20 protein-coding genes are annotated in these 26764 nt (G+C 56.3%); 9 read left to right on the top strand and 11 right to left on the bottom strand.

Annotation, left to right across the window (positions count from 1 at the left end; translation table 11 throughout):
* Positions 1 to 104: 104 nt before the first annotated feature.
* The 8 genes from Q8O69_RS12735 to Q8O69_RS12775 all read left to right on the top strand — a co-directional run bounded on the left by Q8O69_RS12735 (position 105) and on the right by Q8O69_RS12775 (position 12810).
* Positions 105 to 7409 carry a hemagglutinin repeat-containing protein gene (locus tag Q8O69_RS12735; RefSeq protein WP_305592654.1) on the top strand — a complete coding sequence of 2435 codons (7305 nt, stop codon included), beginning with the start codon at positions 105 to 107 and terminating at the stop codon, positions 7407 to 7409.
* Between the two features lie 739 nt (positions 7410 to 8148).
* Complete coding sequence (locus tag Q8O69_RS12740) at positions 8149 to 8406, top strand: hypothetical protein (RefSeq protein ID WP_305592656.1); 258 nt, start codon at positions 8149 to 8151, stop codon at positions 8404 to 8406.
* On the top strand, positions 8403 to 9215 hold the full coding sequence (locus Q8O69_RS12745; RefSeq protein ID WP_305592658.1) for an Imm49 family immunity protein: 813 nt from the start codon (positions 8403 to 8405) through the stop codon (positions 9213 to 9215). Before Q8O69_RS12740 ends, Q8O69_RS12745 begins: the two co-directional genes overlap by 4 nt.
* Positions 9216 to 9601: 386 nt before the next feature.
* Positions 9602 to 10021, top strand: a complete 420-nt coding sequence (locus tag Q8O69_RS12755) for a hypothetical protein (RefSeq protein WP_305592660.1) — start codon at positions 9602 to 9604, stop codon at positions 10019 to 10021.
* Between the two features lie 81 nt (positions 10022 to 10102).
* Positions 10103 to 10786, top strand: a complete 684-nt coding sequence (locus tag Q8O69_RS12760; protein ID WP_305592662.1) for a hypothetical protein — start codon at positions 10103 to 10105, stop codon at positions 10784 to 10786.
* 91 nt (positions 10787 to 10877) lie between these two features.
* Entirely contained in the window at positions 10878 to 11549 is a 672-nt protein-coding gene (locus Q8O69_RS12765) for a hypothetical protein (RefSeq protein WP_305592664.1), read from the top strand.
* Positions 11550 to 11810: 261 nt separating this feature from the next.
* Positions 11811 to 12230 (top strand): RDD family protein, encoded by a 420-nt coding sequence (locus Q8O69_RS12770; protein ID WP_305592666.1) that lies wholly within the window; start codon positions 11811 to 11813, stop codon positions 12228 to 12230.
* A 112-nt stretch (positions 12231 to 12342) separates the two neighbouring features.
* A complete protein-coding gene (locus Q8O69_RS12775; RefSeq protein ID WP_305592668.1) occupies positions 12343 to 12810 on the top strand; it encodes a hypothetical protein in 468 nt (155 codons plus the stop codon).
* A 75-nt stretch (positions 12811 to 12885) separates the two neighbouring features.
* Here Q8O69_RS12775 and Q8O69_RS12780 read toward each other — a convergent pair whose 3' ends face one another.
* Positions 12886 to 13566: a polysaccharide lyase family 7 protein gene (locus Q8O69_RS12780; RefSeq protein WP_305592670.1), complete on the bottom strand. Its 681-nt coding sequence runs from the start codon at positions 13564 to 13566 to the stop codon at positions 12886 to 12888.
* Between the two features lie 744 nt (positions 13567 to 14310).
* On the opposite strand from Q8O69_RS12780, the gene Q8O69_RS12785 reads away from it, so the two are divergent.
* Positions 14311 to 15522 carry a M23 family metallopeptidase gene (locus Q8O69_RS12785; RefSeq protein ID WP_305592672.1) on the top strand — a complete coding sequence of 404 codons (1212 nt, stop codon included), beginning with the start codon at positions 14311 to 14313 and terminating at the stop codon, positions 15520 to 15522.
* 122 nt (positions 15523 to 15644) lie between these two features.
* Here Q8O69_RS12785 and Q8O69_RS12790 read toward each other — a convergent pair whose 3' ends face one another.
* The 10 genes from Q8O69_RS12790 to Q8O69_RS12835 all read right to left on the bottom strand — a co-directional run bounded on the left by Q8O69_RS12790 (position 15645) and on the right by Q8O69_RS12835 (position 26757).
* Positions 15645 to 16721 (bottom strand): polyamine ABC transporter substrate-binding protein, encoded by a 1077-nt coding sequence (locus Q8O69_RS12790; RefSeq protein WP_275962197.1) that lies wholly within the window; start codon positions 16719 to 16721, stop codon positions 15645 to 15647.
* Positions 16722 to 16799: 78 nt separating this feature from the next.
* Complete coding sequence (locus tag Q8O69_RS12795) at positions 16800 to 17141, bottom strand: cupin domain-containing protein (protein WP_305592674.1); 342 nt, start codon at positions 17139 to 17141, stop codon at positions 16800 to 16802.
* A gap of 11 nt (positions 17142 to 17152) precedes the next feature.
* On the bottom strand, positions 17153 to 18559 hold the full coding sequence (locus Q8O69_RS12800) for an FAD-binding oxidoreductase (protein WP_305592676.1): 1407 nt from the start codon (positions 18557 to 18559) through the stop codon (positions 17153 to 17155).
* A gap of 48 nt (positions 18560 to 18607) precedes the next feature.
* Positions 18608 to 19429, bottom strand: coding sequence for an AraC family transcriptional regulator (locus tag Q8O69_RS12805; protein ID WP_305592677.1), 822 nt, complete (start codon positions 19427 to 19429; stop codon positions 18608 to 18610).
* A gap of 68 nt (positions 19430 to 19497) precedes the next feature.
* Positions 19498 to 20979 carry a right-handed parallel beta-helix repeat-containing protein gene (locus Q8O69_RS12810; RefSeq protein WP_305592679.1) on the bottom strand — a complete coding sequence of 494 codons (1482 nt, stop codon included), beginning with the start codon at positions 20977 to 20979 and terminating at the stop codon, positions 19498 to 19500.
* A 15-nt stretch (positions 20980 to 20994) separates the two neighbouring features.
* The gene (locus tag Q8O69_RS12815) at positions 20995 to 22104 is read right to left on the bottom strand and encodes a polysaccharide lyase (protein WP_305592681.1); all 1110 of its coding nucleotides are present in this window, start codon (positions 22102 to 22104) and stop codon (positions 20995 to 20997) included.
* Positions 22095 to 23513: an alginate biosynthesis protein AlgX gene (locus Q8O69_RS12820; protein ID WP_305592683.1), complete on the bottom strand. Its 1419-nt coding sequence runs from the start codon at positions 23511 to 23513 to the stop codon at positions 22095 to 22097. The genes Q8O69_RS12815 and Q8O69_RS12820 overlap by 10 nt, the downstream gene beginning before the upstream one ends.
* Positions 23514 to 23547: 34 nt before the next feature.
* Positions 23548 to 24195, bottom strand: a complete 648-nt coding sequence (locus Q8O69_RS12825) for an alginate O-acetyltransferase AlgF (RefSeq protein ID WP_305592685.1) — start codon at positions 24193 to 24195, stop codon at positions 23548 to 23550.
* Between the two features lie 14 nt (positions 24196 to 24209).
* Positions 24210 to 25313 carry an alginate O-acetyltransferase gene (locus Q8O69_RS12830; RefSeq protein WP_305592687.1) on the bottom strand — a complete coding sequence of 368 codons (1104 nt, stop codon included), beginning with the start codon at positions 25311 to 25313 and terminating at the stop codon, positions 24210 to 24212.
* 10 nt (positions 25314 to 25323) lie between these two features.
* Positions 25324 to 26757, bottom strand: coding sequence for an MBOAT family protein (locus Q8O69_RS12835; protein WP_305592689.1), 1434 nt, complete (start codon positions 26755 to 26757; stop codon positions 25324 to 25326).
* Positions 26758 to 26764 lie beyond the last annotated feature (7 nt).

Genomic DNA, 26764 nt, shown 5'->3' on the forward strand with positions numbered 1-26764 from the left:
CCAATGGCCAGCTGAGCATGGCGCGCACCGCCGCCAGCCGCGACCTGCAGCTAAAGGCCGAGAATATCGAGTTGAATGCCGACACCTTCGCCGGGCGCAATGCCGTGGTAGAAGCCAGTGGCCAGACATTGGTCAAAGAAAGCCTGGCAGCCACCCAGCAGCTGACCGTTAAAGGTGGCGAACTGCTCAACCAAGGCGTGGTCGAGGCGGGTGTACGTGCCGATGGCAGCCTGAACAACACGGCCACCCTGAGCCTGCAAACCAGCGCGGTGACAAACCCCGGCACCATCACCTCCCACGGCAACCTGAACAGTGATGTGCAGACCCTGGATAACCGCGCCGGCAAGCTGCTCAGCGCCGGTGACGCAACGCTAAACGCGCAGACACTGGACAACCAGGGCGGGCGTATCGTTGCGCAGAAAAACCTCGACCTGAGCGGTAGCCAGCTGAACAACCAGGACGGTGAAGTCCTGGCACAGCAGGCGATGAAGGTCACGGCGGCCAACCTGAATAACCAGGACGGCACCCTGGCGGGCGGCGCGCTTGATCTGCAACTCAGCGCGAACCTGAACAACCAGGGCGGCTTGATTGAATCCGCCAGCGATCTGCAACTGGCGGCCAATACCCTGAGCAACAACGGCGGCAAACTGCGCGCCCTGGGTGGTGAGGGCGAAAGCCGGTTTGTTCTGGGTGGCCTGTTCAATAACGATGCCGGCTTGGTCGAGATTGGCAGTGGTGCCTTTGCCCTGAGCAGCGTTGGCTTGAGCAACCTGGGCGGTACGGTTCGTCACGTGGGCGATCAGGGCTTTGCTATCGACCTGGCGGCACTTGGTCAGGCTGGCGGTCGCTTTATCACCAACGGTGCGGTCGATCTCAGCCTGGATGAGTGGAGCAATATCAGCTCGCTGCAAGCCAAGACGCTCAACATCAATATCAATCGTCTTAGCCAAAGCGCTACCGGCGCTCTGCTTGCCGTTGATGGCATCACCACCAGCGGTGAGCGCTGGGAAAACCACGGCCGTATCGAAACCGATGGCGCACTGCACCTGACCCTGAGCGATGCCTACACCGGCAATGGCAAGCTGCTCGCCCAAAGCGACCTGAGCCTCACTGCAAACAGTGCCGACCTGGGCAGCGCTGCCGAGTTGCGCAGTGCCGGCGGCGTGCAAATTGATATCAGCGCTGGCTTGAGCAGTGCCGGCAAGATCACCTCGGCCAATGACCTGAGCGTCAAGGCGGCCAGCCTCAACAATCAAGGCACCTTGGGCAGTGCTGCGGCGTTGCACATCGAAGCGGCGCAGTTGATCAACCAGGGCGGCCTGCTGTTTAGCGGTGGCGGTATGCAGCTGTTGGCTGACCGCATAAGCAACCTATATGCCGATATCTACAGCCTGGGTGCGCTGACCATTGCCAAGGATGGTGCTGGCAATAAATCGACCCTGCTGGAAAACCGCTCTGGCAGCATCGAGTCAAGTGGCGATATGAGCTTGCGGGCGACCACCCTGACCAACCGCAAGGAAGTGTTTACCCCCGGCAAGCAGCTGACGGCCGGCAGCATCAGTGTGGTGTGCTACGACTGCAGCGGAGATCACCATAACGTCGATTACGTCGCTACTGAACGCTTCAATATCACGGTGGACCAAGACTCCGCGGCTTCCAGAATCCACAGTGGCGGCAACCTGACAATTCAAGGCGACGCCATTGCCAACCGTTACAGCAGCCTGAGTGCCAGCGGCAATATCAACATCACCGGCATCACCCTGGAAAACATGGGCGCGGCCAGTGGCATTATCGAGCGAATTCGGCGCTTCAATACCGGGCGTGTCACCGATGGTACGGATGAACGCTTCCGCGACAACCACATCAATCCCTACAACGCCGCAGCTTTGCCCAAGGAAGTACCCAGCGCGCTCTATGCCTGGACACTGACCAGCGATATTGAGACCCAGACGCCAAATGGCTCCGGTGCTCCGGCCATCATCCAGGCCGGCGGCAATGTCAGCATTCAAGCTACGCAAAGCCTGACCAACTCCTCGGTGTTGAATAACCAGGCCGCTCAGGCTGGCACTGCACCGGGACTCGACACTCAGGTCACCGGCAGCAGCCAACCCTTGGTCGTACAACTTAATGCGCAGTTACCGGCAGACAGTCAGCAATTGGTTGTCGACCCACTGGCACTGCCTGGTTTTGCGTTGCCGCAAGGGCAGAATGGGCTGTTCCAGCTCAATAACGACCCGGGCTACCCCTATCTGATTGAAACCAACCCGGCGTTTGCCAGCCTGAGCAACTTCCTTAACTCGGGTTACCTGCTCGATGCGGTGGGCTACAACCCGGATCAAACCCAGCGCCGCTTGGGTGATGGCCTGTATGAACAGCGCCTGATTCAGCAAGCCATCGCCGCCCGTACCGGCAAGCGCTTCCTCGCTGGTTTGAACTCGGACGAAGCGCAGTTCAAGTACCTGATGGACAACGCCATCGCCAGCAAACAAGCGCTGAATCTGGCCCCCGGCATCGCCTTGACTGCCGAGCAGGTTGCCGCCCTGACCCACGATATCGTCTGGATGCAGGAGCAGATCGTGAATGGTCAGAAGGTTCTGGTGCCGGTGCTCTATCTGGCTCAGGCCAATGACCGTTTGGCTCCGGGTGGTGCCTTGATTCAAGGGCAGGATGTTGCGTTGATCAGTGGCAGCAACCTGAACAACAGCGGCACCCTGCGTGCTAGTAACAATCTCAGCGCGACGGCCAACAACATCGGCAATAGCGGCCTGATGCAAGCGGGCGAGCGTCTCGCGCTGCTGGCCACCGACAGCATCCGCAATGCCCAGGGCGGTATCATTGCCGGCAAGGACGTCACGGCGATTGCCCTGACCGGTGATATCAGCAACGAGCGCACTATCACTCAGGAAGCACGCAGCGGGCGTAACTTCAGCCAGCTCACCAGCGTGGTCGACAAGGCTGCTGGCATCGAAGCCAGCAACGACCTGATCCTATCCGCAGGTCGCGATATTCAGAATATCGGTGGCAGCCTCAAGGCCGGCGGCAATGCCAGCCTGAGCGCCGGGCAGGACCTGATCATCGCCTCCGCCGAGGCCGAAAACGGCCAGATGCGCAAGGACAAACGCCATTTCTGGGAAAAGAGCAGCACTACCCAGTACGGTAGTGATGTACAGGTCGGTGGTGACCTGAGTGCTGAGGCGAGTCGGGATCTGGCGGTGATCGCCAGCAAGGTTAAGGCCGGTGGGGATGTCGACCTGTTGGCCGGGGGCGACGTGCTGATCGGGGCTGCGGCTAACGAAAGCAGCAGTGAGTACCGCTATAACCGCGGTAGTAAAAAGAAGATCAATCAGGAAAACACCACCGTTCGCCAGCAAATGGCTGAAATTGAGGCGGGTGGTAACCTGCTGGTCATTGCGGATAACGACCTGACCCTGAGTGCTAGCAAGTTAAAGGCTGGAGATGAGGCCTACCTCTACGCTGGCAGCAACTTGAGCCTACTGACTGAGGCGAATCAGGATTACAGCTTCTATTCAAAGTCCACGAAAAAGTCCGGATCGTTTGGTCGCAGCAGCAAGAAAAGTGTTCTAAGTGAAAGCGAATCCATCACTTCAGTAGGGTCAAGTGTCACAGCCAACAATGCGGTTTTGACTGCTGGGCAAGATCTGCGCGTGATCGGCAGCAGTGTTGAGGCTAGTGCTGGTGATGTCAGTTTGTCGGCTGCCAATGACATCTTGATTGGCCATGCGCTCGACAGCACTGCAACCCGCCAAGCGAGTAGTTCAAGCAAAAGCTCTTGGGGTGGGTTGAAGTCCAGCAAATTAAAACATGATGTCAAAGAGTCCAGTACCCAGGCCGTGGGTAGCCTGATCTCCGGTGACAATGTCGATCTTCAGGCCGGGCGTGACGTTCAGGTCACTGCTTCTGGAGTAGTTAGTACCGAAGATCTAAATATTCTGGCTGCTCGCGACATCACGATTGATGCCGCAACCAACACCTTTACTCGCGATGAAAAACATAAATCCAAGAACCGCGATCTGACAGGGCTGGCGACCGGTAATAATTTGGGGCTGGACGATATTACCGGTAATCAGCACCTGTCCATCAGCAAGGGCAAGGGTAACAGCCAGGCTGAAGAAACGACGTTGACCGGCAGTACCGTAGGTTCAAGCGAGGGCAGTGTCTCCTTGACTGCCGGGCGCAAGATTGGCGTTGTCGCCAGCGATATCGTAAGTACCAAGGACATGTCTCTAACCGCTTCTGATGTGAGCATCGTTGCGGGTATTGAAACCGCCAAGCAGAGCAGCAAGGACGGTTCAAGTAGTCTGGCAGTCGGGCGGGTGGTCGGCGGCAGTGTGGTCGATACGGTACAAAGTATTTACGACACGGCTAAGGCTGCCAACGAGGCCGAGGATAGTCGTCTCAAAGCGGTCAAGACCGCTCAGGCGTTGCTGTCTGCCTATTCAGCAGTACAGCAAGGGGACTCTGCAGCGGCGAATATCGCCGACGGCAAACCTGCGAATAGCAGTGGGTCGCTGATCAAGATTGGTACTGAAGTCGCCCACACGCGCAGCAAGAGTAGTAGCCAATACAGCGCTGAACAGGTCAAACAATCCAATCTCAACAGCGGTGGCACGCTCAGTATCGTCGCATCCGGGGCCGAAGCATCGAGCAATGGCGATATCCATATCGTCGGCAGTGCGCTCAAGGCTGCCGATACCGAGTTGCTGGCCAAACGCGACATCGTTCTGGAAAGCGCGCAGAACAGCGCTGAATGGAATAACCAGAGCAAAACTAATCGCACCAGTGTTGGGGCCAGTTTCAACATTGGCCAGCAGAATGGTTTCACTCTTGACCTAGGTGCCAAGCTGTCCGGCAATACGGGTAAGGGCCACGATATTACCCAGGTTAACAGCACGCTCGACACTGGCTCTCTGCTGTTGGTGAGCGGGAAGGACACCACCCTGGCCGGCGCACAAGTTCGCGCTGATAAAGTCGATGCTGCTATCGGGGGCGACCTGAACATTGCCTCTCGCCAGGATGAGGCAAAGAACAAAAACGAGCAGAAGAGCGCTGGTTTTGGTGCAAGCATCTGCATTCCGCCCTTCTGCTATGGCGCGACTGTAAGTGGTACTGCCAGCCTGGCCGGTGGCAAGACCAGCACGGATTACCAGGCCGTTACCGAGCAAAGTGGCATTTACGTTGGTAAGGGTGGCTATGACATTACCGTTGGCGATACCACCCGTTTACAAGGGGCGGTGATTGCCAGCGAGGCAACCGCGGACAAGAACCGTCTAAGTACGGATCGCTTGGAACACAGCGACATTCGCAACCGCAGCGAGATCAAGAGCCAGTCCGCTAGCCTGAGTGTTTCCTACAGCTCGAGTGGCGAAACCAAGGGGGGCGACAGTATTAATGCCGGCTCCTCGATGGGTGGCGGGCTACCCCTTGCGCTTAAAGAGTCCGACCGCAGCACCACCAAGAGTGCGGTAAGCGCAGGCACCCTCGAGGTGCGAAACCCAGATGATGCGAACGACCTCAATGGCTTGAGCCGCGAAACTGCAGGTGCCAACCAGCAACTCGACCGCCCTGATGAGAAGGCTATGCAAGAACGCATGGACTTGATTCAGAGCACGGCGGCTCTGGGCCAGAGCGTGGTCTCAACCATCTCCCAGGCCAAACAGAAAGATGCCCAGGAGAAACTCAAGCAGGCAGAAAAAAGTGGCTCTCCAACTGATGTGACTGCGGCCAGGGTGGCCATGGAGGAAGCACGGCGTTGGGATGTAGGCGGCGATATGCGTCTATTTGCCAATATCACCACAGGTCTGCTGGCAGCGGGATTGGGTGGTACAGGTGCTGGCACTACGGCAGGCATCGTGGCCAATACCACCGCGGCCGACACCTTTAAGCGAATTGGTGACTACGCCGACAAACAGAGCAACGCCGCCACTGACGAAGCTACTAAGGCGGCCTGGGCAGAAGGCGGTATCGCACGAGTTCTGTTACATGCGACGGCCGGTGCCATCCAGGGTTTGGCCGGTGGCAGTGTGGGAAGTGGCGCTCTAGGGGCGGGCCTGTCGGCTGCGGTTATGCCGGCTATCGCTAAGGCGTTGGAAGGCAGCGGGCTGAGCGAGAGTGACCGCAATGCAGTTGCAACGCTGATTGCTACTGGGATGGGTGTAGCTGCTGGTTCGGGTGAAGGTATTGCTGGGCAGGTTGTTGCGGGGGGGAGTGCCGGTAATGTGGATCTATATAACCGGCAGTTGCATGCGGCTGAGCGCAAGGCCCTAGAAGCTGAAGCAAAGCGACTTGCGGAGCAAACAGGCAGCACTGTTTCCAGCTCAGGGGTGACATGGGAGGATTTGCTCCTGTTGGCCGCTGGTGCTGAGTTGGATGCGGCGGAGAATGCACGCCTGCAGTCTATTCTTGGTCAATATGGCGAGGGCAATCCCGAAGCCGATACATTTGCCCGAGACTTTCTTGTCGCCGCAGGGATTATGCAAGAGCTTGCCTCTCGCAATATCCCCCTGACTTGGTCAGACGGGAAACCAATCGTCGCTCACGGTGAGACTGTCTATGCCTTTCAGGCGACTACCGCACAATTCAATGACTCCACTTTATTCAAGCATGGTGCTCAATATCAGTCACAGCAAAGCTCTATCTGGCTAGGCGATGAACTGGTTCCAGAACTTTGGAAGAAACAGTTCGGTGAGAGAGAGGCCGCCAGATACCTGAATGAAATCCTCCGTAACTCAACGAATCAGGCCGAGTTCGATGATGCTGTGCAGCGGGTATCTGCTGTCGCCAGCGGTGGGATTACAGACTTAACCGCGGAGGCGGTTGAAGCGGGATTGGCGCTTCATGGCGGCGGTAAAGCATTGCTGGCAGCTAGGGCTGTGCTGGCGAAGAGGGCTGTTGTTGCGGAAAGCTCCACTGCTCGGAATCTAGCGGGATTACCTGACAACGAGGCTGGGCTTGCTGGCAGCGCTCTGCGTGAAGTGCAAGTCGGGAAATTCTCTTCCCAAATTGATGATAAGTTAAAATCATTAACTCCTGGAGAACTGTTGGAAGGCCAAGTTGGAAAGGCACTAAGTGATGAGGGTGTTCTTCTGAATTATCAGAGTAAGATTAGAAGGGGGTTTGTAAATGGAAAGCCACAAGACGTCGGCGAGATTGATGCAGAAACCCCAAATTTTATTATTGAGATAACTAGTAGTTCGAAGCCGAGTAAGATGGGACAGTTGGCAAAGTTGCAAAATAACACTTTGCTTAACCCGGAGCGAAAAGAAGTGATTTTGTTTGCACCGAATGTGACTGGTGCTCAGAAACTGAAAGCGTATGAGAGTGCTGGTGTGAAGGTGGTAAATAGTCTGGAAGAACTTATAAGTTACGGAAAAAGTAGAGGGGGACTATAAGTGGGCGATTCAGCTATGCTCGTGTCTTCTCATGAGGTTACTGAGGGGGAGTTTCAGGAGTTCATTTCCATGCTTGGGGGAGCGGTGAGTCCTCAATTGCGAGCTTCAGTGTCTGAAGGGGAGTCTACTGTATGGATTTCATTACTATATATAAGCCGCTATCCGGGGCTCTATGAGGATTACTTGTTCAATTGGGAGAAGTGTCTCGGGGGGGCACCTAAAACCGTGTTGGAGATGCGGCTTGATCACACGCAAGGAGCCCGTGAGTTGTATTTGCGGGTCGCTTTTGAGTTTGGGCGTTTGTGGTCAGTAGTATTGGTTGATGTGGACGATGTTGACGTTTCGTATGAGTTGGTATGTGAAAAATACATAGAAGTTTAAAGATGATTAACAGAAAAATGGGACAGATTTATTTTTCGGTTGGTGAGGGTGTCATTAAATAAATCTGTCCCCTTTTCTGCTTTTGTCGTCGGCGCAAACCCAAGGGGCGCGTTAAGTGAAAAATATAAAATTGATGGCGGACTATCAGTGCCATCCTCTTTGGAATATGAGTCCGGATGAATATGGAGACATAGATCCTTGCGAGCTTCCTATTTCTAAAGGGCTTCAGATGGGAAAAAGGGGACAGATTTATTTTTCGTTGGTTGGGCGCCATTAAATAAATCTGTCCCCTTTTTAAGTCCTTGATGGTAAGTGCGGGTCCAACTGCTTTGATGGGGTTTACGTCAAAGGTAATCAGGTGATCGTCAACGAGGTCAAACCGCTCAGTGCGAATGGATCAATTAAGTTGAGTAGTGGTAACAAATCAACCGACTTGGGAACTCAAATGTCTGATGAGTGGATTGTTAGCAGGGCTGAGGCACTCAAAGCCACGAATGATCCTGCCAAGATGGAGGTAGGAAACAAAATCCTGGCAGCGAGAGGCGCAGGAAAACTCACGACCGTGGTTTCTGGTGTTAACAGCAACGGCATGGTCATCGTGAAGGTGAAGCCATGAGTGAAATGAAGGAAACGCGTGAAGAGTGGTTGACGCAAGTAGTCCACTTACAGAATGACCATTCAAAAGAGCAACTAAAAAAGGATATAGAAAACCACCATAAATTAAAGTGGGGTTGTGTACTCTATTCTGCTTCATATTTACCAAGGTACCGTGGCCTTAAGTCTTTTTTCGTTGAAAACGATATACAAGGTTTGAAACAGCACTTCTACGTAGCCTGTAAGCTCTTGATAGCCAGCCAAAAAGAGGCTGAACCTGGCGGCGATCCCTTTGCAGGTTACGGATCATTTTTGTACGGCCTGCTCAGCGACAGCCCAGAAATCTACGACTGGCTAACCCATACTGAACTCAAAGCAAAAGATGACGTCAAAACGCCGCATTTCCATTGGCACCAATTCCAACTGGTGCTGCGCCGCGATGACGACGCCTTGCGCGAAACCATTGCCCTAGTGGCCAAAAAAGGCCGCAAACACGACAAATCACTTTCCCAAGCCGAGCAAGACTTCTTCACTTTACTGCTCAAGCAAGACAAAGAGGGCTTGCAAGCCTTGATCGAAAACCAAGCCAAGATCAAATCGGTCAACGAGTTGGAAGGCCAGTTCTTGGCAGGCTTTGCCGTCGTCCACGCCAAACTGTGCTGGTACCGAGGCATTGAAGTACAAATTCAGAACCCCTTGGTGCCCATGGAGTTGCTTCCTATTGAGCCGCTGGATTTTTATGACGTCGAGTATGACTTCCTTCGCCAAGGCTGGATGCCACCACCGCCCCCGGGGCTGTTTTCTAAGGTCAAGCGCTTGCTCTTGAAGTAACGCAGTGGCGGAGGAAAAAGCCAGGATTAGTTTAGTTCCTCCGTTGTTTAAATATAAGAATCGCTATGTGATTAGAGCTATAAATTCTTTAGGAACTTTTGCGAGAAGTAATAGGGGCAGACTACGATGTAAAAAGGGGACGATAAAGGGGGTAAATTTATTTCCCTGATTTAGCTAACCTAAAAGCTCCATGGGTGGAGGATTACTTATACCTAGGATGGGGCGCGTCGTTTACCGAACTTCCCGCACCATGTTGTGCGGCGTAACCATAGCCATCGGATGGTATTTGCTGCTGAGAGTAATCAGCGTTATCTCACGTGGGAAAATAAATCCGTCCACATTTCGTGAGTGAGCCGAATACTACATTTCTAAAGGAGTACATCAACATGGTGTTTCGTTTTTCTATTTTCGCGTTATTAGCAACTGCACTGCTATCTACAGGATGTGCGAGCGGACGTTTGTCGCAACCGCTGGATGAGCGGCTGGTTGGTAACTGGGAAGGTTTGCGCGAAGAGGGGAGTGCTTGTCAGTTCCTGGCCTGGAAGTCGGCATTTAGGGCGGATGGTTCTTTTGAGATCATCTTCTTCCGCGACCAGGCGCGCACCCAGCTAATTCAGGCAGAGCGTGGCATCTGGACAGCCGCCAATGGTCGAAGTGAACTCAAAACTGAGGGTGTTGGCCAGCCAGAGGTTTATCTCTACACCTTCCACGGGCCGGATACTGTTCATTATGAGAATACGGTTAAAGACCCGTCGGCGGACTGTCAGGCTGACTATCAGTTTACCGAGCGGCGGGTTGCTCAGTAAGTTAAGTGGTAATGGGTTTTGCTCGGTGCTGTAGTTGTAAATTAACGTTGTCTAGGCTGTAAATATAATTCGAGGTTGTTTATGTTGGTGCGTTTTCTGATGGCCGCTGTGCTGGTTTCGTTAGTCGGTTGCTCTACGGTTAAACCAAAAGAGTTGGCTGGCGCTGATGCTGGTCAGCTTCAGGGCAAGACATTGGGCTATTCGCGCTATAGCGAGTTGCCAGATTTCATTGCACAAACACCGGTTAATGTGCAGTTTGGTTTGTTGGGTGTGGCGACAGCGATATCCAATGGCAACAGCATGATTCGCGATAACAAGATTGAAGATCCAGCGCTGGATATGGCCAAGCAGCTAGCGGATGAGTTGGCTGCTGCACAGAAGATGACGGTTGCTCATGCCGCTGCTGCAGTTGAGTCTGCTGACCTGGATAAGGTCATCGCAGCATATCCGCAGGCTGATTATATTCTGGATATGCGCACCAGTGGGTGGGGCAGCATTTACTACGTATCCGACTTTAATAACTACAAAGTGGCTTACAGCGTGCACGCGCGTCTGATAGATCGCAAAGCGAAAACGGTGTTGGCTGAAAAGGCTTGTTCATATACGCCGGTCTATGAAGACACCAACAAAGCACCGTCCTATCGTGAGCTTAAGCAAGGTACTGGGCTTCGCTCTCAGCTGTCTCAGTCGGTTGATTACTGCTTGGCTGATGTCCGTAAAGTTATGGGTTTGGGTTCGCCAGCAGCACTCGCTAAAACTCCGTAGTAATTAATCTAGTTATTAGTTCAGGCCGCGTAGCGGGCCATTTAATAATGGCTCGTTGCGGTCTGTGTTTTTCATCGGTTTGAGGTCTTATATGCTTTCTCGTTTTTTGTTCATTTCTCTAGCCGCTGCATGTCTTACAGGTTGTGCTTTCGGTAGCAAAGTCGATTATTCCCAGATATATCCGCAAGTAGGCGCTAAGCCGGCCAAGATTATTGAGGTGGCAGTAGTAGATGAGCGGGCTTACGTCTTGAATGGCAGCAAGACCGCCAACTATGTAGGGCTTGTTCGTGGCAGCTATTACATTCCCTATGACGTTAAGACCCGTAGCGGTGAGTCCCTGGCGCAGGATCTGCAGCAATCCATCATCGGTGGGATCAAGCAGGCTGGTGGCACAGCTGAGGCTGTGGCCTCACCAAGTGCTCAGGCTTCCAGTACTGGCCGACAGCTGCTGACTGTGCGGATCAAAGAGTGGAAGAGCGAAGTTTTTATGGGAACGGTGCTGACCTACGTTCTGGCAGTCGATGTGTACGATGAGGCGGGTCAGCGCCTGGCATCGTCGCCTGTTTCAGGCTCAGAGGGTGTCGGCGACTATACGGTGACAGGAAAGTCCATCTTGACGCGCCTGCTGGCCGCCGAGAGTGTGGCCTCAGTGCTGTCCGGCTCGGTTGCGGCTGCTTATGTGCCTGCGGCTGAGCTACCTGCTGCTCAGCGTGCGCCGCTACCGTTGTTCGTTCCGCGTGGTGTGGGTGACGGTGTGTTCTAAAACGTTTGAGAACAGATAGGTGAGCGGTCTGCTCTAGAAAAAAACTGACAGATACTTCGCTTAGTTATCCTCTTTAGTTGAACGAATGATTGATGCCATGGGTAAGTTTTGAAGCGGAGTGCATTCTTAGTATGAATGTCAGAAGAATTTTCCCTGCAGGTCTCTGGGGAAGTGGTTGTGGCTCAATTGCTGCGATCTATTTTGAGTTCGTTCGTTAAGTTTCTTTGCGGATTTATATAATATTAAATATGGGTGATGGATATGAGCTTGATTGATGGAAGTGTTGATGGCAAATTTTCTATAAGTTTAGCCAGCCCTGGAAAACGTCTGGTTGCGCAGTTAATTGATGCGATAATTGCCTTTTCCCTGTTTTACGTGACTCTGCATGTTGTTGAGGTTCTGTCATTATCCGGTCAGGTTGATGTTTTTTCAGCTCTTGTCGTCGGAGGTAGCTACTATTTCCTTTCTGATGCAATGCCTAAAGGGCAAAGCATCGGGAAACGGATGTTAAAAATAGCCGTTGTCAGTGATGTTAGCTATATTGACTGCAATGTTTTTCAATCGGTTTTGCGCAATATAACAACACCCTTTCTTGGTGTTATTGACTGGGTTTTTATATTCACCAGTTCCAGGAAACGGCTTGGGGATATGCTTGCCTCAACTATAGTGATAAATTCTTGATTTTTATTCTTGAATGGGCCTAGTTTGGCCGGATTGCAGCGCTTGGGTTTTGCGGGGTTGTGATTTCGAGTTCAGTGTTTGGCCGGTGGTCTAATATTAATTTGGGGTTTATATGAAGAATGTGTTCTGCTTGTTTATTATTATCGGCTTGCAAGGTTGTGTCAAAGATATGCCGCCTATGGCGGATACTTCTAACGCCGCCAAAATAACCTATACCAAAATATCTTTTGCCCCCGGTGAAAGGCAGTCGTTGTGGATGTTTGATAACCCGCGTTTTGAAAGCGCTGCAGGATCAGGGCGGCTTATCGAACACGGGAATTTTGCAAGGCAGTCAGCATCCGTATATGTACCCGCAGGCGAGCGTAAGTATTTTAAAGCGAGCTATCTTCTAGCTCGCCCAGCCGCTTATGGTTCTTATGGCTCTATTTCTGAATGCTCTGCAGGTATAAGTTTTATACCTGTGCGAGATAAAAAATATACGCTTACTCAGCAGCCTTCTACTGGTGGCTGTGCAATTAAACTGGTCGACGAAGAAGGTGATGTTCCTGCCTCGCTGGAAGATCTTGGGGTTTTAGAATAAGTCCGAGTTTTCCCCGCAGTTAGAAGGGCCACTTTTAGATGAATAGTGGCCTTTTTTCATTGTGTCGCTCTATATTTATCGATGTTCAATTTTCAATTGCTTGAACGTCGCACCGCCTGCTTCGGTTTCATAGCCGCTGTTGTCCAGGGTGTAGATGCCGGCTTTGAAATACAGCTGGTGGCTTTTCCATGCTGTGTTGAGCTTTCCCTGCCAGCGTTTGATCGCTCCACCGGGCTCGATCATGCCGATGCTCAGAGTGCCGTCTTTGGCCAGGTGCACTTCGTAGCTGAAGTCCTGATTCAGCTTGATCTTGCTGGACAGTACGATTTTTTGTGAGTCGCTATCGGTGGGTTTGCCGCGAAAGGCAATCACCACATTGCCGTAGCCTGTTTGTGCCACATATTGATAGCCCAGCATCAGGGGTGGCGCAGAGCTCTGTTTGGTGTGTATCTGGGAGAAGGCGACCAGGCCGGTTGAAGGCACCTGGGTGATCCTGGCTGTGGCGCTAAGAATGTTGGTGGCGGCGGAGTAGGTCCAGTTGCGCAATGTGCCATTGGCGAAGGTTTCGCGCATTTCGCTACGCGGGAACTCGGAGTTGGGCGTGGTCGTGCCGTTGACCGGCGCCCAGAAGCTGATGGTGCCGTCTTTCGACTGGAAGTAGTGATCCTGATAACCACCAGCCAGGGCGGGTGTTTCAATGGTGGTCGCAGGGACGCCGACAGGGATGGTCAGGTTCCAGGTGGTGAGGTCGATCATGGTGGCTACTCCGATGGCAGAACGGCAGTCGGGGCACCTGGCATTTCCAATTACATACAGCTCCATTAGCGACGTTTGTCGCGATACCTGTCGGGTGCTTGGGCCGAGAGTATCGAGGGACTGATCGGTCGGTAATTACCGCTCGTCATTGTTTTGTCGCCGTATTTTTGGCGGATTTATGAGCGTCTCATTTCGAAATCTATCTATCAGCTGTTGCGTAACGGTTTTCCCGTTTCACGCTGTGATGGGCTGCGCGCTGCACTGGGTTTTTATCGGTGAGGGCATCTTGCAAGGATGTGCGCGAGGTCTCGAACTGATCGCCGTTACAGTCTTTTGTCAGCCAAGCGTTTCCATACCAAACCTGAGAGGCAGTGGCATGGCTGTCGGGTTTCCTTGCTTTTTTCCTCAGCCGAGGCTGTCCGCAGCGCAATACGCAATTGCTACATAGTCAAATAGATCTGCCGATTTCTTCTTTTGTAATTCGCTGCGGTGTATTTGCTAAACGTGGCGTCAGGTTTTCCTTACAATCATTTCAATCTAGCGTTTAGTTCAAATTGTTTTATTTCTAATGGCTTTATTTCTTGCCGATTAACGCATGCTGTCTACTATCCGAGTACCTGTGCTGTATCTGTAGATATAAGTGTTGCGCGATTTTAATATGCGTGCATGCTTTGTTTTTGCTCAGGTATTAATAGTGTTGGTTTATTAACAGGGAAGGGTTACATGATGAATGGACGCACTCGTATGGCTTTTAATCTTGTGGTTTTTTCTTGCTTGGGCGCGGGCTGGATAAATGCAGATGCTACAGCCAGTGAAATACACCAGCCGGCCTTTAATTACTCTGCGCAAGAGATACAGCGGCTGATGCCAGCAAGCGGTGACGTGCGTTTTAGCAACGCGCTGTTTCTGTATGGGCGCGATGCCGAGGCGTTTGACCTTGCCGGTTATCTTGCGGTGCATGCGCCTCTGCTACGTGACAAGCAGGAGCTGATAGCCCATTGGAGCGGTTACTACAGCATCAACCCTAAGGTTGTGCTGGCGCTTATGGAGATTAAAAGCGGGCTGATGTCTGCGCCCAGCCAGGAGAAGTTGCAGGCGCCTTTTGCGCAGTTGTCGACGGCGACTGGTTTTGCCGGGCAGTTGCGCGATGTCTTGCAGCAGTTATCGCAACGGTTCTACGGCTTTGAGGCCTACCAACGGCGACACGCTAAAGATATAGGGGGTTTGAATGGTGCCAGCGCCGCGCTGTTAGGTTTGCTGCAGGACGCCAATAGTGAACCTGTGCTACTGACGCGGACACCGCCGCTGCAGGCCTTTACGCAACAATTTGCCCAGCTGTTTAGTACGCCTCCTGAACAGTTGCGCAACGTTGAATCGAGTCGAGAAATCGCGCTAGTAGCTAATGCGCTGCCGCCGACCAACATGCTGCAATTACCCTGGTATCAGGGCTATTCCTGGAAATCAAACGGCGCACATTCCCACACCGGGTCGGGTTCGCCGTACTCATCCATCGACGTGTCCTATGACTGGCCGGGTTGGGGCGCGTCGACTTACAGCGTGGCGGCTGCGCATGGTGGCCGCGTCAGCGTCTTATCCCGTTGCCAGGTGAGGGTAACCAATGCCAATGGTTGGGCGACCAATTATTACCATATGGATAATATTCGGGTGAGTAATGGGGAAACCATCACGGCTAATACAAAACTAGGGAACTACGCCGGTAACCGTAATGCCGCACTTTGCGAAGGCGGCAGTTCAACGGGGCCGCACTTGCATTTTTCACTTTTATACAACGGTCGTTATGTTTCATTGCAGGGCGTTAATTTAGGTGCAATGCGTATTTCAGTGGGCGCCTACAATTACGATGATCAATGCAATCGTTTCAACTTCTACAACTTAAACACGCAGCGCTACCAGTGTGCGTGGAGTGCGCTGTATAACGCGGGGCCGTTGAATTAGCCGTATTGGGCGGTATGCTTTTAGGCGGCAGCCAAGAATTAAGGGTGATGTGATTGGAAAGCCCCCGCCAACTTATGCTGGCGGGGGCTTTTTATGGGTTGTGAATTTATACCTACGACGACTTAGATCCCGCTTTTGACCTTGCTCCAGATGCGCGTGCGTACGCGATCGATCTTCAGCGGCATGGCTTCCAGGGCGTAGAGGTTGGCCATCGCGTCCTGCGGTGGGTAGACCGTGGCATCGGCTTTCAGCTTGGGGTCGACCAGGCTGTCGGCGGCGCTGTTGCCGTTGGCGTATTGCACGTGGTTGGTGATCTGCGCGATCACCTCGGGCTGCAGCAGGTAGTTCATAAAGGCGTAGGCGGCCTGCTCGTTGTTGCTGTCGGCGGGCATGGTGACCATGTCGAACCAGATCGGCGTGCCTTCTTTGGGGATCACGTAGTTGATGCTGATGCCATTGTTCGCCTCAGTGGCGCGGTTGCCGGCCTGCATGATGTCGCCGGAGAAGCCCACGGCCATGCAGATATCGCCATTGGCCAGGTCGCCGACGTATTTGGACGAGTGGAAATAGCGCACGTTCTTGCGCATCTCCAGCAACAAGGCTTCGGCTTTTTGGTAGTCCTCAAGGTTCTGGCTGTGGTGCGGCAGCCCCAGGTAATGCAGGGCAATCGGCAGCAGCTCCGGGCCGTTGTCGAGAATCGCCACGCCGCACTGGCTGAGCTTGGCCAGGTATTCGGGCTTGAAGATCAGGTCCCAGGAATCGAGCGGCACATCTTCGCCGAGCACTTCGCGCACCTTGGCCACGTTGTAGCCGATGCCGGTGCTGCCCCACAGGTAGGGGAAGCCGTACTGGTTGCCAGGGTCGTTGGTTTCCAGGGCTTTCATCAGGATCGGGTTGAGGTTGTTCCAGCCGGGTAGGCGGCTCTTATCGAGTTTCTTCAGTGCGCCGCCCTGGATTTGCCGGGCCATGTAGTGATTGGACGGGAATACCACGTCATAGCCCGAGCGACCGGCCATCAGCTTGGCGTCGAGGGTTTCGTTGCTGTCGTAGACGTCGTAGTGGCTGCTGATGCCGCTGCTTTGCTCGAACTGCTTGAGGGTGTCCGGGGCGATGTAGTCGGTCCAGTTGTAGATGCGCACGGTTTCTGCGGCCTGGCTGACGCTGCTGAGCAGCAGCAGAGGAAGCAATTTCTTCAGCATGGGAGTACCTCATCGTTTTTATCGGTGTTGTCGAAGTGGCAGTAGCAGGTGAATGACGTTGGCCTGCGCTGGGCCGGGTTATTTGAGCAGGACGAAACTCTTGCGCACGGTTTCCGTGATGTCCCACACGCCGAAGGTGTTGGCCGGCATTAGCAGGGCATCGCCGGCCTGGATCTGCATGGGCTCGCCGCCATCCGGGGTGAAGGTGCAGCGGCCGGCGATAAAGTGGCAGAACTCCTGCTGGGCGATCTGCCGGCGCCAACGTCCGGGTGTGCATTCCCAGATGCCGGCGGCGACGCCGTCGGCATGCTCGATGCCCTGGCTGCTGGTGATGGCCACCGGCTCGCTAAGTGGTACGGCGACCGGGCTGACGTCCGTCAGGGGCATTTGGGCGGTGTTCTTGAAGTGTTCGATGCTCATGAAACTCTCCGTTAACGCATGAATTTTTCCATGGTGCCGGCCAGGCTGCTGGCCAGCTTGCGCCGCCAGGGCGCGCTGTCTGGGTTGGCCAGCACACGGTCTTCGTACACGAAGCTCTGGATGATCGCGTTGTAGCCGAGCCAGCGCAGGGGTTCCGGCTCCCAGCGCGGCAGGCGGTTGAGCGGTTGGTCGCCGAGCACCCAGGGCTGGCGGGTCAGCTCGCTCTGCTGGTCGAGAATCAGATCCGCCAGGGTGCGCCCGCCGAGGTTGCTGGCGCCCACGCCTTCGCCGCCGTAACCACCGGACAGGGCGATGCCGCTCTGCCGGTCCACCAGCATGTGTGGGCGAAAGCGCCGCGCCATACCCAGGTTGCCGCCCCAGGCGTGGGTGATGCGCACCTGCTTGAGTTGCGGGAACAGTTCGCCGAACAGGTAACGGCGCAGGTCGCGCTCGTCCTCACTGAGGTTGAAGTCATGGCGCAGTTGGCCGCCAAAGCGATAGCCGCCACGGGCGCCAAACACCAGCCGGTCGTCGGCGCTGCGCTGGCCATAGGTAACCTGGCGGCTGTTCTCGCTAAAGGCCTGACCGCGCTCCAGGCCAATGTCGGCCCAGACTTCCTTTGGTAGTGGCTCGGTGGCTACCAGCAGGCTCTGTACCGGCAATTGGTGTTTGCCCAGGGGCGGCAGGCTGGCGGCGTAACCTTCCACAGCCGGGACGATCCAGTCAGCGCGCACGCTGCCGCTGGCGGTGCGCACCAGACCGGTTTGCCAGTCGATCACCCGGCTTTGCTCATACAGCTCGACGCCCATAGCGGCCACGCAGCGCGCCAGGCCGCGCACCAGTTTGGCCGGCTGGATGGTCGCGCAGTGCGGGGTGTAGATGGCGCCGAAGGCGTTGGCCAGCTGCAACTGCTTGCCGAGGTCAAAGGGCGTCAACCAGCGGTAGTCGTGTTCATCCAGGCCCAGGTCGCGCAGCTCGGCCAGGTGCTGGCGCAGGCTGGTCAGCTGCTCGGGGTAGCGCGCAGCGCAATACAGCACCCCGGCTTTGCGGTAATCGCAGGCGATCTGTTCACGCTGCAGCACGCTGGCGACTTCATCGGGAATGCCGTGCAGCAGGGCATAGGCACTCTGGCGCGCGGCGCTGGGATGGTCGGCTAGCAGGTTGTCTTGGCCGAGCAGGTTGCCCATCAGCCAGCCGCCGTTGCGCCCGGAGGCGCCGAAACCGGCAATCTCGCCTTCGAGGATGACGATGCGCAGCTGTGGTGCTTTGCGTTTGAGGTAATAGGCGGTCCACAGGCCGGTATAGCCCGCGCCGATAATGGCTACATCGGCGTGCAGGTCTTCGGTCAGCGCGGGGCGGGCGGTCAGCGGTTCGTCCAGCTGATCCATCCACAGGCTGAGGGAGCGCCATGGGCTCATCGTCGATCTCCGGCAGTTAATAACTCTGCGCAGAGACTAGGAGGTCGATCAGGGCTTGTCTTGTGTGCGTGCCCGCAAGGAAATTTGTTTGAGGTAGGCCTTGGGCGACATGCCGGTGTGCCGGCGGAAGCAGCTGTAGAAGGCCGAGAGCGAATTGAACCCAGCGGCGAAGGCCAGCTCATCGATGCGCTGCAGGTCGTTGCCGGCCTCCAGGCTGGCGAGCAGGTGCTGCAAGCGCTTGTGGTTGATATAGCGGTAGAAGCTCTGGCCGAGCACCTGGTTGAGCAGGTGGGAGATCTGGTTGCGGCTGTAGCCGGTGGCTGCGGCGACCTGCGGCAAACTGAGCTGCGGGTCGAGGTAGGCCTGGGCGCGCTGCATATAGTCTTCCAGGTCCTGCGCGAGCAGGCCCAGCTGGCGGGCGCTAAGACCGAGGCGGCTAAGGACTGGGCGGGAATCACTGGCTGCGGATAGCTCGCGCTCTTCGCGCATCAGCGTGGCGTATTCATGGATGCGCCAGATCAGCCCGTCGCGCACGGTAATCGCCTCGCCGGTGCGAAACGCCAGCAGGCCGCCGCTGCCGTGCAGGCTGATGCGGTACTGGATAAACGCGGTATGGCCGTCGATGCGGATGCGGTCGGTGTGCTCCAGGGCTTCACCGGGCTGGCGCGGCAGGTTGTGGCGCACGTACTCGCGCAGCTCGGCAAAGCCCATGCAGCGCTGCTGGAAGAAGTCGTGGTACTGGATATCCGGGTGATACAGCGCCATTACCGCGTCGAGGTCGCGGTCTTTCCAGCTGTAGTGATAACGCATCACCGTGGCGCGGGTGCGCTCGGTCTGCTGGGCGTCATCGGGGAAGTCGGGATTATCCATGCCGCTCAGCTTGCCCGAGGGCCGGGCGCAGCTCAATCCTGCTGTCGCTGTGCCTTTGCCTCAGGAACTCAGTTGTTGCAGATGGGGGCGCCTGAGGTGTCGGCTGCCCCGGCCAGGCTCTGGGAAATCTGCAGGTGGCAGTTACGCCGCACCGTGCTGTCGAGCACCTGGCTTTGCAGGGGTAGCAGATCGCCGGTCAGCAGGTTTTGCAGCAGCGGGTTGGCGCGGTAGTGATTGTTCCCGAGCACCGTATTCTGCATTCCTTCTACGCGGATCATGGCTTTGCCGATGCCTTCCAGGGTATTGCCGGTGATCACCAGCTGCCCGGCAGTCAGCTTGGCGTTACGCAGGCTGATGGCGTATTCCGGCGTCGACAGAATGCGGTTACCGAGGATGAATGCGCCGTTCAGCTCTCCGGCATCAATGGCACTCAGTCGGCTATTGGCAATCAGGTTGTCCTCGATCAGCAAGGCTGCGCTGCCGTTGAGTCGACGCAGCATCAGGCCATAGCCATTCGAGGCGCCCAGGCGGTTGCCCTTGATCAATAGGGCGCCGGCCTGATCACTGACTTCGATGGCGCTTTTGCCGGTGTGCAAGATCAGGTTGTTCTGGATACGTCCGCTACTGCTGCCACTGATGCGGATGCCGCTGTTGTGCTGCACACCGTCGATACGGTTGTCGGCGATCAAGAAGCGGCTGTTGCCAAGGTCAATGGCGTATTGCTGCTGCTTGTTGAACTGGTTATCGCGGATCAGTGCGTCGCTGTGGCGCAGCTCAAGTGGGGTCGACATGCCGTCGAAGTGGCTGTTGCTTATTTCGATGCGGGCTGCCGGGCTGCTTGGCGATTGCTGAGTGCTCAGGCCACTGCTGATGCCGCGGGAAAAGTTGGCGTTGTAGCCGATTTTTACCAGCTGCGAATGATCAACCTGCAGGCGGCTGCCGGCCCAGTTCATGATAAAGGGGCGGGTGGGGCGGTCGGTGGCCAGGGCGCGCCCGTCGCTCCAGCTTTCCAGGCGCGATCCTTGTGCACGCAGCAGGCCCTGGTTGATCAGTGCGGTGCCGGAGGGGCCGAAGAGGTACAGCACCTGGTTGTCGATCAGCAGGGCGGCATCTTCGGCAATCATCAACGGGTAGCTGAGCAGGTAACCGTCTTCATGGCGACGCAGGACCTGCGGGTTGTTCAGCTGGGCCTGCAGTTGCGCCAAGGTCACGGCGCCGCCACGGATTACCACTGCGCGAGGATGTTGCGCCTGGTAACCGGCAATCGCCCGGAACAGGCCGTTATGCACAAAGGGTTCGAAAGGCCAGCTGCCGGCCTGGGCAGAGTACATCGGCTCCAGGCTGGCGCTGCCGCGCGCGGTTGGCGCGCGCAGGTCGAAGGCCGGCGGCTGGCTTGCATTCAGGGTGCGTTGGCGAACCTCTTGCTGTTGCTGTTGCTGCCATTGCGGATCCAGCGTGTGCAGTGCGGCCGGGGCGGACTGGGCTGCGAGGCTGCAGCCGAAGCTGGTCGCCAACAGCAGGAAGCGGCAGAAGGACAGTGCCTGTGACATGGGTTCCATCCTGGGTCAGTTGAGCTGGGGGTAAAGCGGCTTGAGGTCGCCGCCTACCTGGCTGTAGTGGTTTATGTCTTCGCCGTACTCCTGGTACATGCGTCGGGCCCACTGGTGCTGCGGGTAGCGGCTGAGGAAGGGCAGTAGCCAGACCATCTTGTGTTCGCCGACATCCTCCTGGCGCGTCGTCAGTTCCACCAGGGTGTCAGGCTCAAGTACGGCGCGGGCGGCAAAGTTGGCAAGGCGGGCGAGTTTCTCGCGCTCCTGCACAGTCAGCGAGCGGTTGTTCAGTTCGGCGGCTTCCACCAACAGCACCAGAGGTACCAGCGCGTAGTGGCTGTAGTCGGCTGCCAAGCGGCCTCGTGCGACTTCCAGTGGCAGATAGTCGTAATCGCCCTGGCCTGGGGTGAGCTGGGTAAAGGCGCGGCGCAAGGCAACATCGGCCCATGCCAGCGCCTTGTCATCGTTGAGCAGCATGCCCGTGGCCGCAACAGCCCATGCCGCCCAGTAGTCGTGGTTGTTGAAGTAGATGCCAGGGTCATAGCGGCGCGGTTCGTATTCCGCGACCACTTTGTCTGATAGCTGGCCAAGCCAGCGCGCCTGGGCCTCGCTCAGCTGGTAGCGCTGATCACTCAGGGCTTGCACCTTTAGCAACGTCGAGGCGATGGCGGCCAGAGCCCATTTGCGCGAAGCGACGCCGGTCTTGCTGGCATCATCGCTGAGCAGCGCGGTTTGGTTGGCCCAGGCATCCAGCCACTGATCCAGGCAGGCCAGTGCGGTATTGGCTTCGCTGGCCTTGCGGGTGCGTTGGAACACCTGGCCGGCTTTGACCAGGCCGCCGATGTACTGTTGTACCTGTTTGCGGATGCGCTGGGTGTCCTTGCTCTGGCGCTGAACCAGCTTGGTTTTGCTCGCGTCGCGCTGGTCGTACTTGCTGTCGAGTTGCAGATGTCCGGTATAGGCGGCTGGCGGTTTTTTCGGGCACCGCTCGCTGCGGTAGTCCGTGACCAGTCGCGCCGCTGCGGTCGATTGGTTAGCCCAGATCGATTGTGCGGCGCTGGCGCTCAGCGGGCTAGCGAGCAGCAGGACTAGCGCCATGCGGCGGGTCGGAGTGCTCAAAGGCATAGTTTTGTCTCAACCTGGAACGGCTGCTCGACGACCTGAGTCGGTTCGAGGAACACCGACAGCAGGTTGGCATCACGAAACTCTGCCGCGCGGCTGAGCTCCAGGTAGTACTGGCCGCCCGTGACGATGGCTTCACGGCGGAACCACACCTTGTCGCGTGCGCCATTGTCGTAATAGGCAATGATGTAGAAGTTCTTGATGTTGGGGTCGCTGATGCGGATGTCGAGCACTGCGTCCAGGCCTTTCAGGGCCTTGCGCCCTTCGCCGGCGTTACTGAGCAGTTCCAGGCGATCATTGAGGGCCATGCTCGGGCGCTCAATCTTGCCTTCCAGTACGTTCTCACTGGCTTTACAGCCGCCATTCACGGCCGGGATCAGCTGGCGGTAGGTCAGCTCGCCGTCCAAGCGGTAGTTGGCGGGCAGTTCCCAGACAATCAGCTTGGGCGCCTTGTCCGGGTTGTAATTGGTCGAGAGCAGGTATTCCAGCAGCGAACCGTCCTGGCCGGCACCGGGCAGGGCGTAGTTGATCAGGTCACTGCCCAGGTAATCCTTGAGAAAGCCGTCGAAGTTGAACTGCTTGGTTTCATCTTCACGGGCGGCGGAGTTACTGGTACCGACCAGGACGATTTCCGGGTCTGGCTGCTCTTCGAACAACTGGGCCGCATCGTTGCTTTCCGGGACGGTCTGGTAGCCAGGCACGAACTGGTAGCCGAAGTGGTTACCGCAAATGGTCGACAAGCCCAGATTGAGGGTGCCGTCTTTGTACAGGGTCAGGCTCTGTTCGGTTGTATAGCCCTTGCGCGGTAGCTGGGCATAGACCGGGTGCTGGCGAATGGCATCGGCGGTGACCTTGGCGGTAGTCTGCGCGCCAACGGGTGTCCAGTGGTGGTCACGGCGGAAGAAGAAGTCCTTCGGCGGTTGTTCCACCAGGCTCATGATGTCCGGGACAATGGCTCCAGCATCGCGCATCTGCTGCAGGAACCGGCTCAGATTGCCGCTGGCCAGTTGATAGTCAAAGCCGTGTGTCTGCCCTGGCAGCAACTGGGCGCGGTGCATCAGGCCGCGGGTTGGTTGTATTGCCATGGCGACCTGTGTGCCGTGGCTGGCAAAGGCGCGCATCAAGCGGGCGAACTCCGGCTGCATTGCGGCAGGGATGCCGAAGTCGTTGGTCAGGTCCACTTCCGAGCGAAACAGCCAGCGATCACGGCCTGGCACGATTTGCTTGAGCAGCTTCATGTTGCCTTCTGCGTACTCGTCCGGCGAGCTTAGCCCAGGGCAGATCAGGCACTGCAGATCCGTGCACTCTTCCTTTTTCTCCGCCGGAGCGGCAGCCAAAGCGACTTGCGCACAGGTTGCGAGCAGGCTGCCGAGAGCCAGCGAGAAATAGCGTTTCATGGTCGTCGGGTTCATCGTCCGCTCACTTGTATAACCGCCAGGCCAGGGTTCATTCGGTGGGGTCGATACTGTTAGCCAGGGTAATCGCACGGTAGCCATTGCCTGCGGGCAGCAGGGCATAGCTGTAGGAGCGACCCTTTTTCAGGAACAACTCATCGAAGCTGGCCAGCTTGTCAGCCTCGGCATAAGCGGCGAAAGCGATCTTCAGCTCATTGACCATGCGGCTGCCGGTCTGGTCGCGGGTGATCATCTCCACCACCACGTGTTGGCCGTCGACTGTCTTCAATGCAGCGGGCTTCTCGGTGAGGTTGTAGAACGCGATCTGCGCTTTGCGTGGTTCATTGACGAACTGGTCGGCGATCAGCAGCAGTTCGCCGTCACGGTAGATCACTGTGCTTGCGGTGTTGGCTTTCAGCTCGCTTTCCAGTGCCTTGTCGCCCACGGCAATTCGCTGCTTGCCCGGCGCAACGAAGCGATAGCCGCCAAATTGGCCGCTGGTGACGGCCTGGGGTTTGTTCTTGCCGCTGAGGGTGACTTCGATATTGCGTTCGCTCAGGTTCAGCACGCGGACAAATGCCGAGTTGGCTGGAGCCACTGCGTCATACAGGTCGGCATTACCGTCCTGGGCGGCCTGGCTGATGCCCCAGCTGAATGTCAGGAGCAGTACGCTCAACGCGCGAAATATGGAAACAGGCATAAAAGCACCTCTAATTAGTGTTGTGCAGTGGTTGGGGTGGCCAAGGCCGAGGGAATCTGGCGCTGGGCGAGCAGAGTGCGCAGGGGGAATTCCCAGATGATGGTTTGCAGGTCGCTGCTTGCGGCAGCTGGGCTGGCGAGGAACTCATCCATGGACTGGAACGGCCCGCGTGCTTCCAGCGCAACGCTGATCAGGTCACGTTGCAGCGCCTGTTTGAGAAAGCCGATGAAGTTCCAGTCGTCGATACGGGTATAGCTGGTGCCCACCAGTGCCAGTGACAGGCCTTCGTCGCCGAACAGGCTGTCGGCGGCAATGCTTTGGTCCTGCTTCAGGGTTTCGTAGAGGCTGATATGCACGGGTTCGAAGTAGGCGGGGGCAAGTCGAGGATCGAATTTCAGGTAGTTGAGCAAATCCCCCAGCACTTCCTTTTCGCTGACCGCGCGGGTGGCGTAAGCCGTATCCGCACGTAACTCGGGGAACTGCAGCGCCAGGGTCTGTGCGGCAAGCTCGGCGCCTTTCGGGCTCCAGTGGGTGTCGTTGCGCAAGAACAGCTGCTCATCCGCCGCCGCTGACAGATAGGCGCTGCGCAGGTTTACCGTGTCGATGCCGCGCTCGCGCAGTTCTTCGCTAAAACGCTCATACAGGCCGGTGAGCTGCGCTGTGGGCGCGTAGGCAGCGTGCTGGGCGTAGGTGTCCAGCTTCATCGGGATGGGCAGCAGAATCAGGCGTTTGCCTTGCTGCGCCAGCTGCGCTTGAACCTTGCTGATCTGCGCCAGCTGCTTATCCAGGTTGCGCTCGAGGTCATTGGGCACCAGGTATTCCTGGTTAGTGAACAGCCAGCCATCACGCCCCAGTACAACGCCGCTGGCGCCTTCACGGAAGATCGCATGCTGGATATTGGCCCACAGTTTGACGGACGGGTCGCGCAGAAACAGGCGCTTGTCATAGTACTGCTCAAACTGGCGTACCAGTTTGCCGTCGAGAAACAGGGACATGGCCTGGGTCTGAGTGCCGGCGAAGCCGAAAACCGCCGGCAGGGAGTACAGGAACATGCCAAACAGCATCACGCAGAAGAGGATGCCGTTGATCTTGCTGGCCGAGTTCATCACGGGAAACATGGGTGCATCCTCAGAACTGGAAGTACAGGAAAGGTGAAAAGGAGTTGGCTGCCAGGCGGCTGAGCGTCAGGAGGAAACCTGTCCACAACAGCAATGCGCTGAGTCCGCTGACGCGCTGCATGAAGTACTGATCTTTGTTGGTTCCGGCGTAGTAACGAATGTTGATGCCACCCGCGATGACGATCCACAGCAGCGCAATCAGGGTGAACGTCAGGGTCATGGCTGAGGTGCCAAACCAATACATGTCCAGTGAACCGAAACCATTCAGGCCGATCAGGGCCTGGTAGATTTCCAGGCTGTGCGGCAGGTTGCCGGTGAAGAACAGCGGCATGCAGGAGGCCAGCAGCAGCATGCAGCGCACATTGCGCCAGAAGTTGTAAGGCGTGGTGACCTTGGTCGCGATGCCCAGTTTGCGTTCGAGCACCATGGCGATACCGAAGAACAGCCCCCAGAAGATGAAGGCGAAGCTTGGCCCGTGCCAGAGCCCGGATAGGATCATGGTGATAACCAGTCCGGTGAGCATGCCGACCAGGCGTTTACGCACCAGCGGCATATACACGTAGTCGCGCAGGAAGTCGGCCAGGGTCATGTGCCAGCGTTGCCAGAACTCGGTAATGCTTTGTGCGATGTAGGGTTGGTTGAAGTTCTCCGCAAAGCGAAAGCCCATCATCATGCCCAGGCCGATGGCCATATCGCTGTAGCCGGAGAAGTCGAAATACAACTGCAGGGCCGAAATAAGTATGCCGAACCAGGCATCGGCCATCTGCAACTCGCCACCGCCGCCGATAAACAGGGTGTTCATTGGTGCCAGAGAGTCGGCAATCAGCACCTTCTTGATAAAACCGAGCATGAAGCGACAGGCGCCGAGGGAGAACAACTCCATGGAGTGGGTGCGCTGCTTGAGCTGTTTGTCGATCAGGCTGTAACGCAGAATTGGCCCGGCAATCAGTTGCGGGAAGAGCGCAATGTAGGCCGCGAAGTCGACAAAGCGTTCGGTAGGTTCTGCATTACGCCGATAGATGTCGACGATATAGCTCAGCGCCTGGAATACGTAAAAGGAGATCCCCAGCGGCAGGATGATGTGTTCAAGGGTGAAGGTATTGATGCCCAGCGGCTCCAGTACTGCGACGAGCACGTCGGCACCGAAGTTGGCGTATTTGAAGTAGCCCAGGGTGGCCAGGTTGCCGATGACCCCGACGGTTAGCAGGCGAAAGGCAATTTTCTTTTCGCCAGCATCCATCCGCGCCTTGATGCGCAGGCCGAACCAGTAGTTCCAGTACGAGATGGCGACGAACAGCAGAAGGAAGTCTGGGCGCCACCAGGCATAGAACAGGTAGCTGCCAAGCACGATCACGTACGAGCGCCAGTGGTCCTTGGCTATGTAATAGCAGAGCAGGAACATCGGCAGAAACAGGAACAGAAATACGTTGGAGGCGAAGATCATGCTGGCG

This window comes from Pseudomonas sp. (assembly GCF_030690725.1).
In the GTDB taxonomy this organism is placed as follows: domain Bacteria; phylum Pseudomonadota; class Gammaproteobacteria; order Pseudomonadales; family Pseudomonadaceae; genus Aquipseudomonas.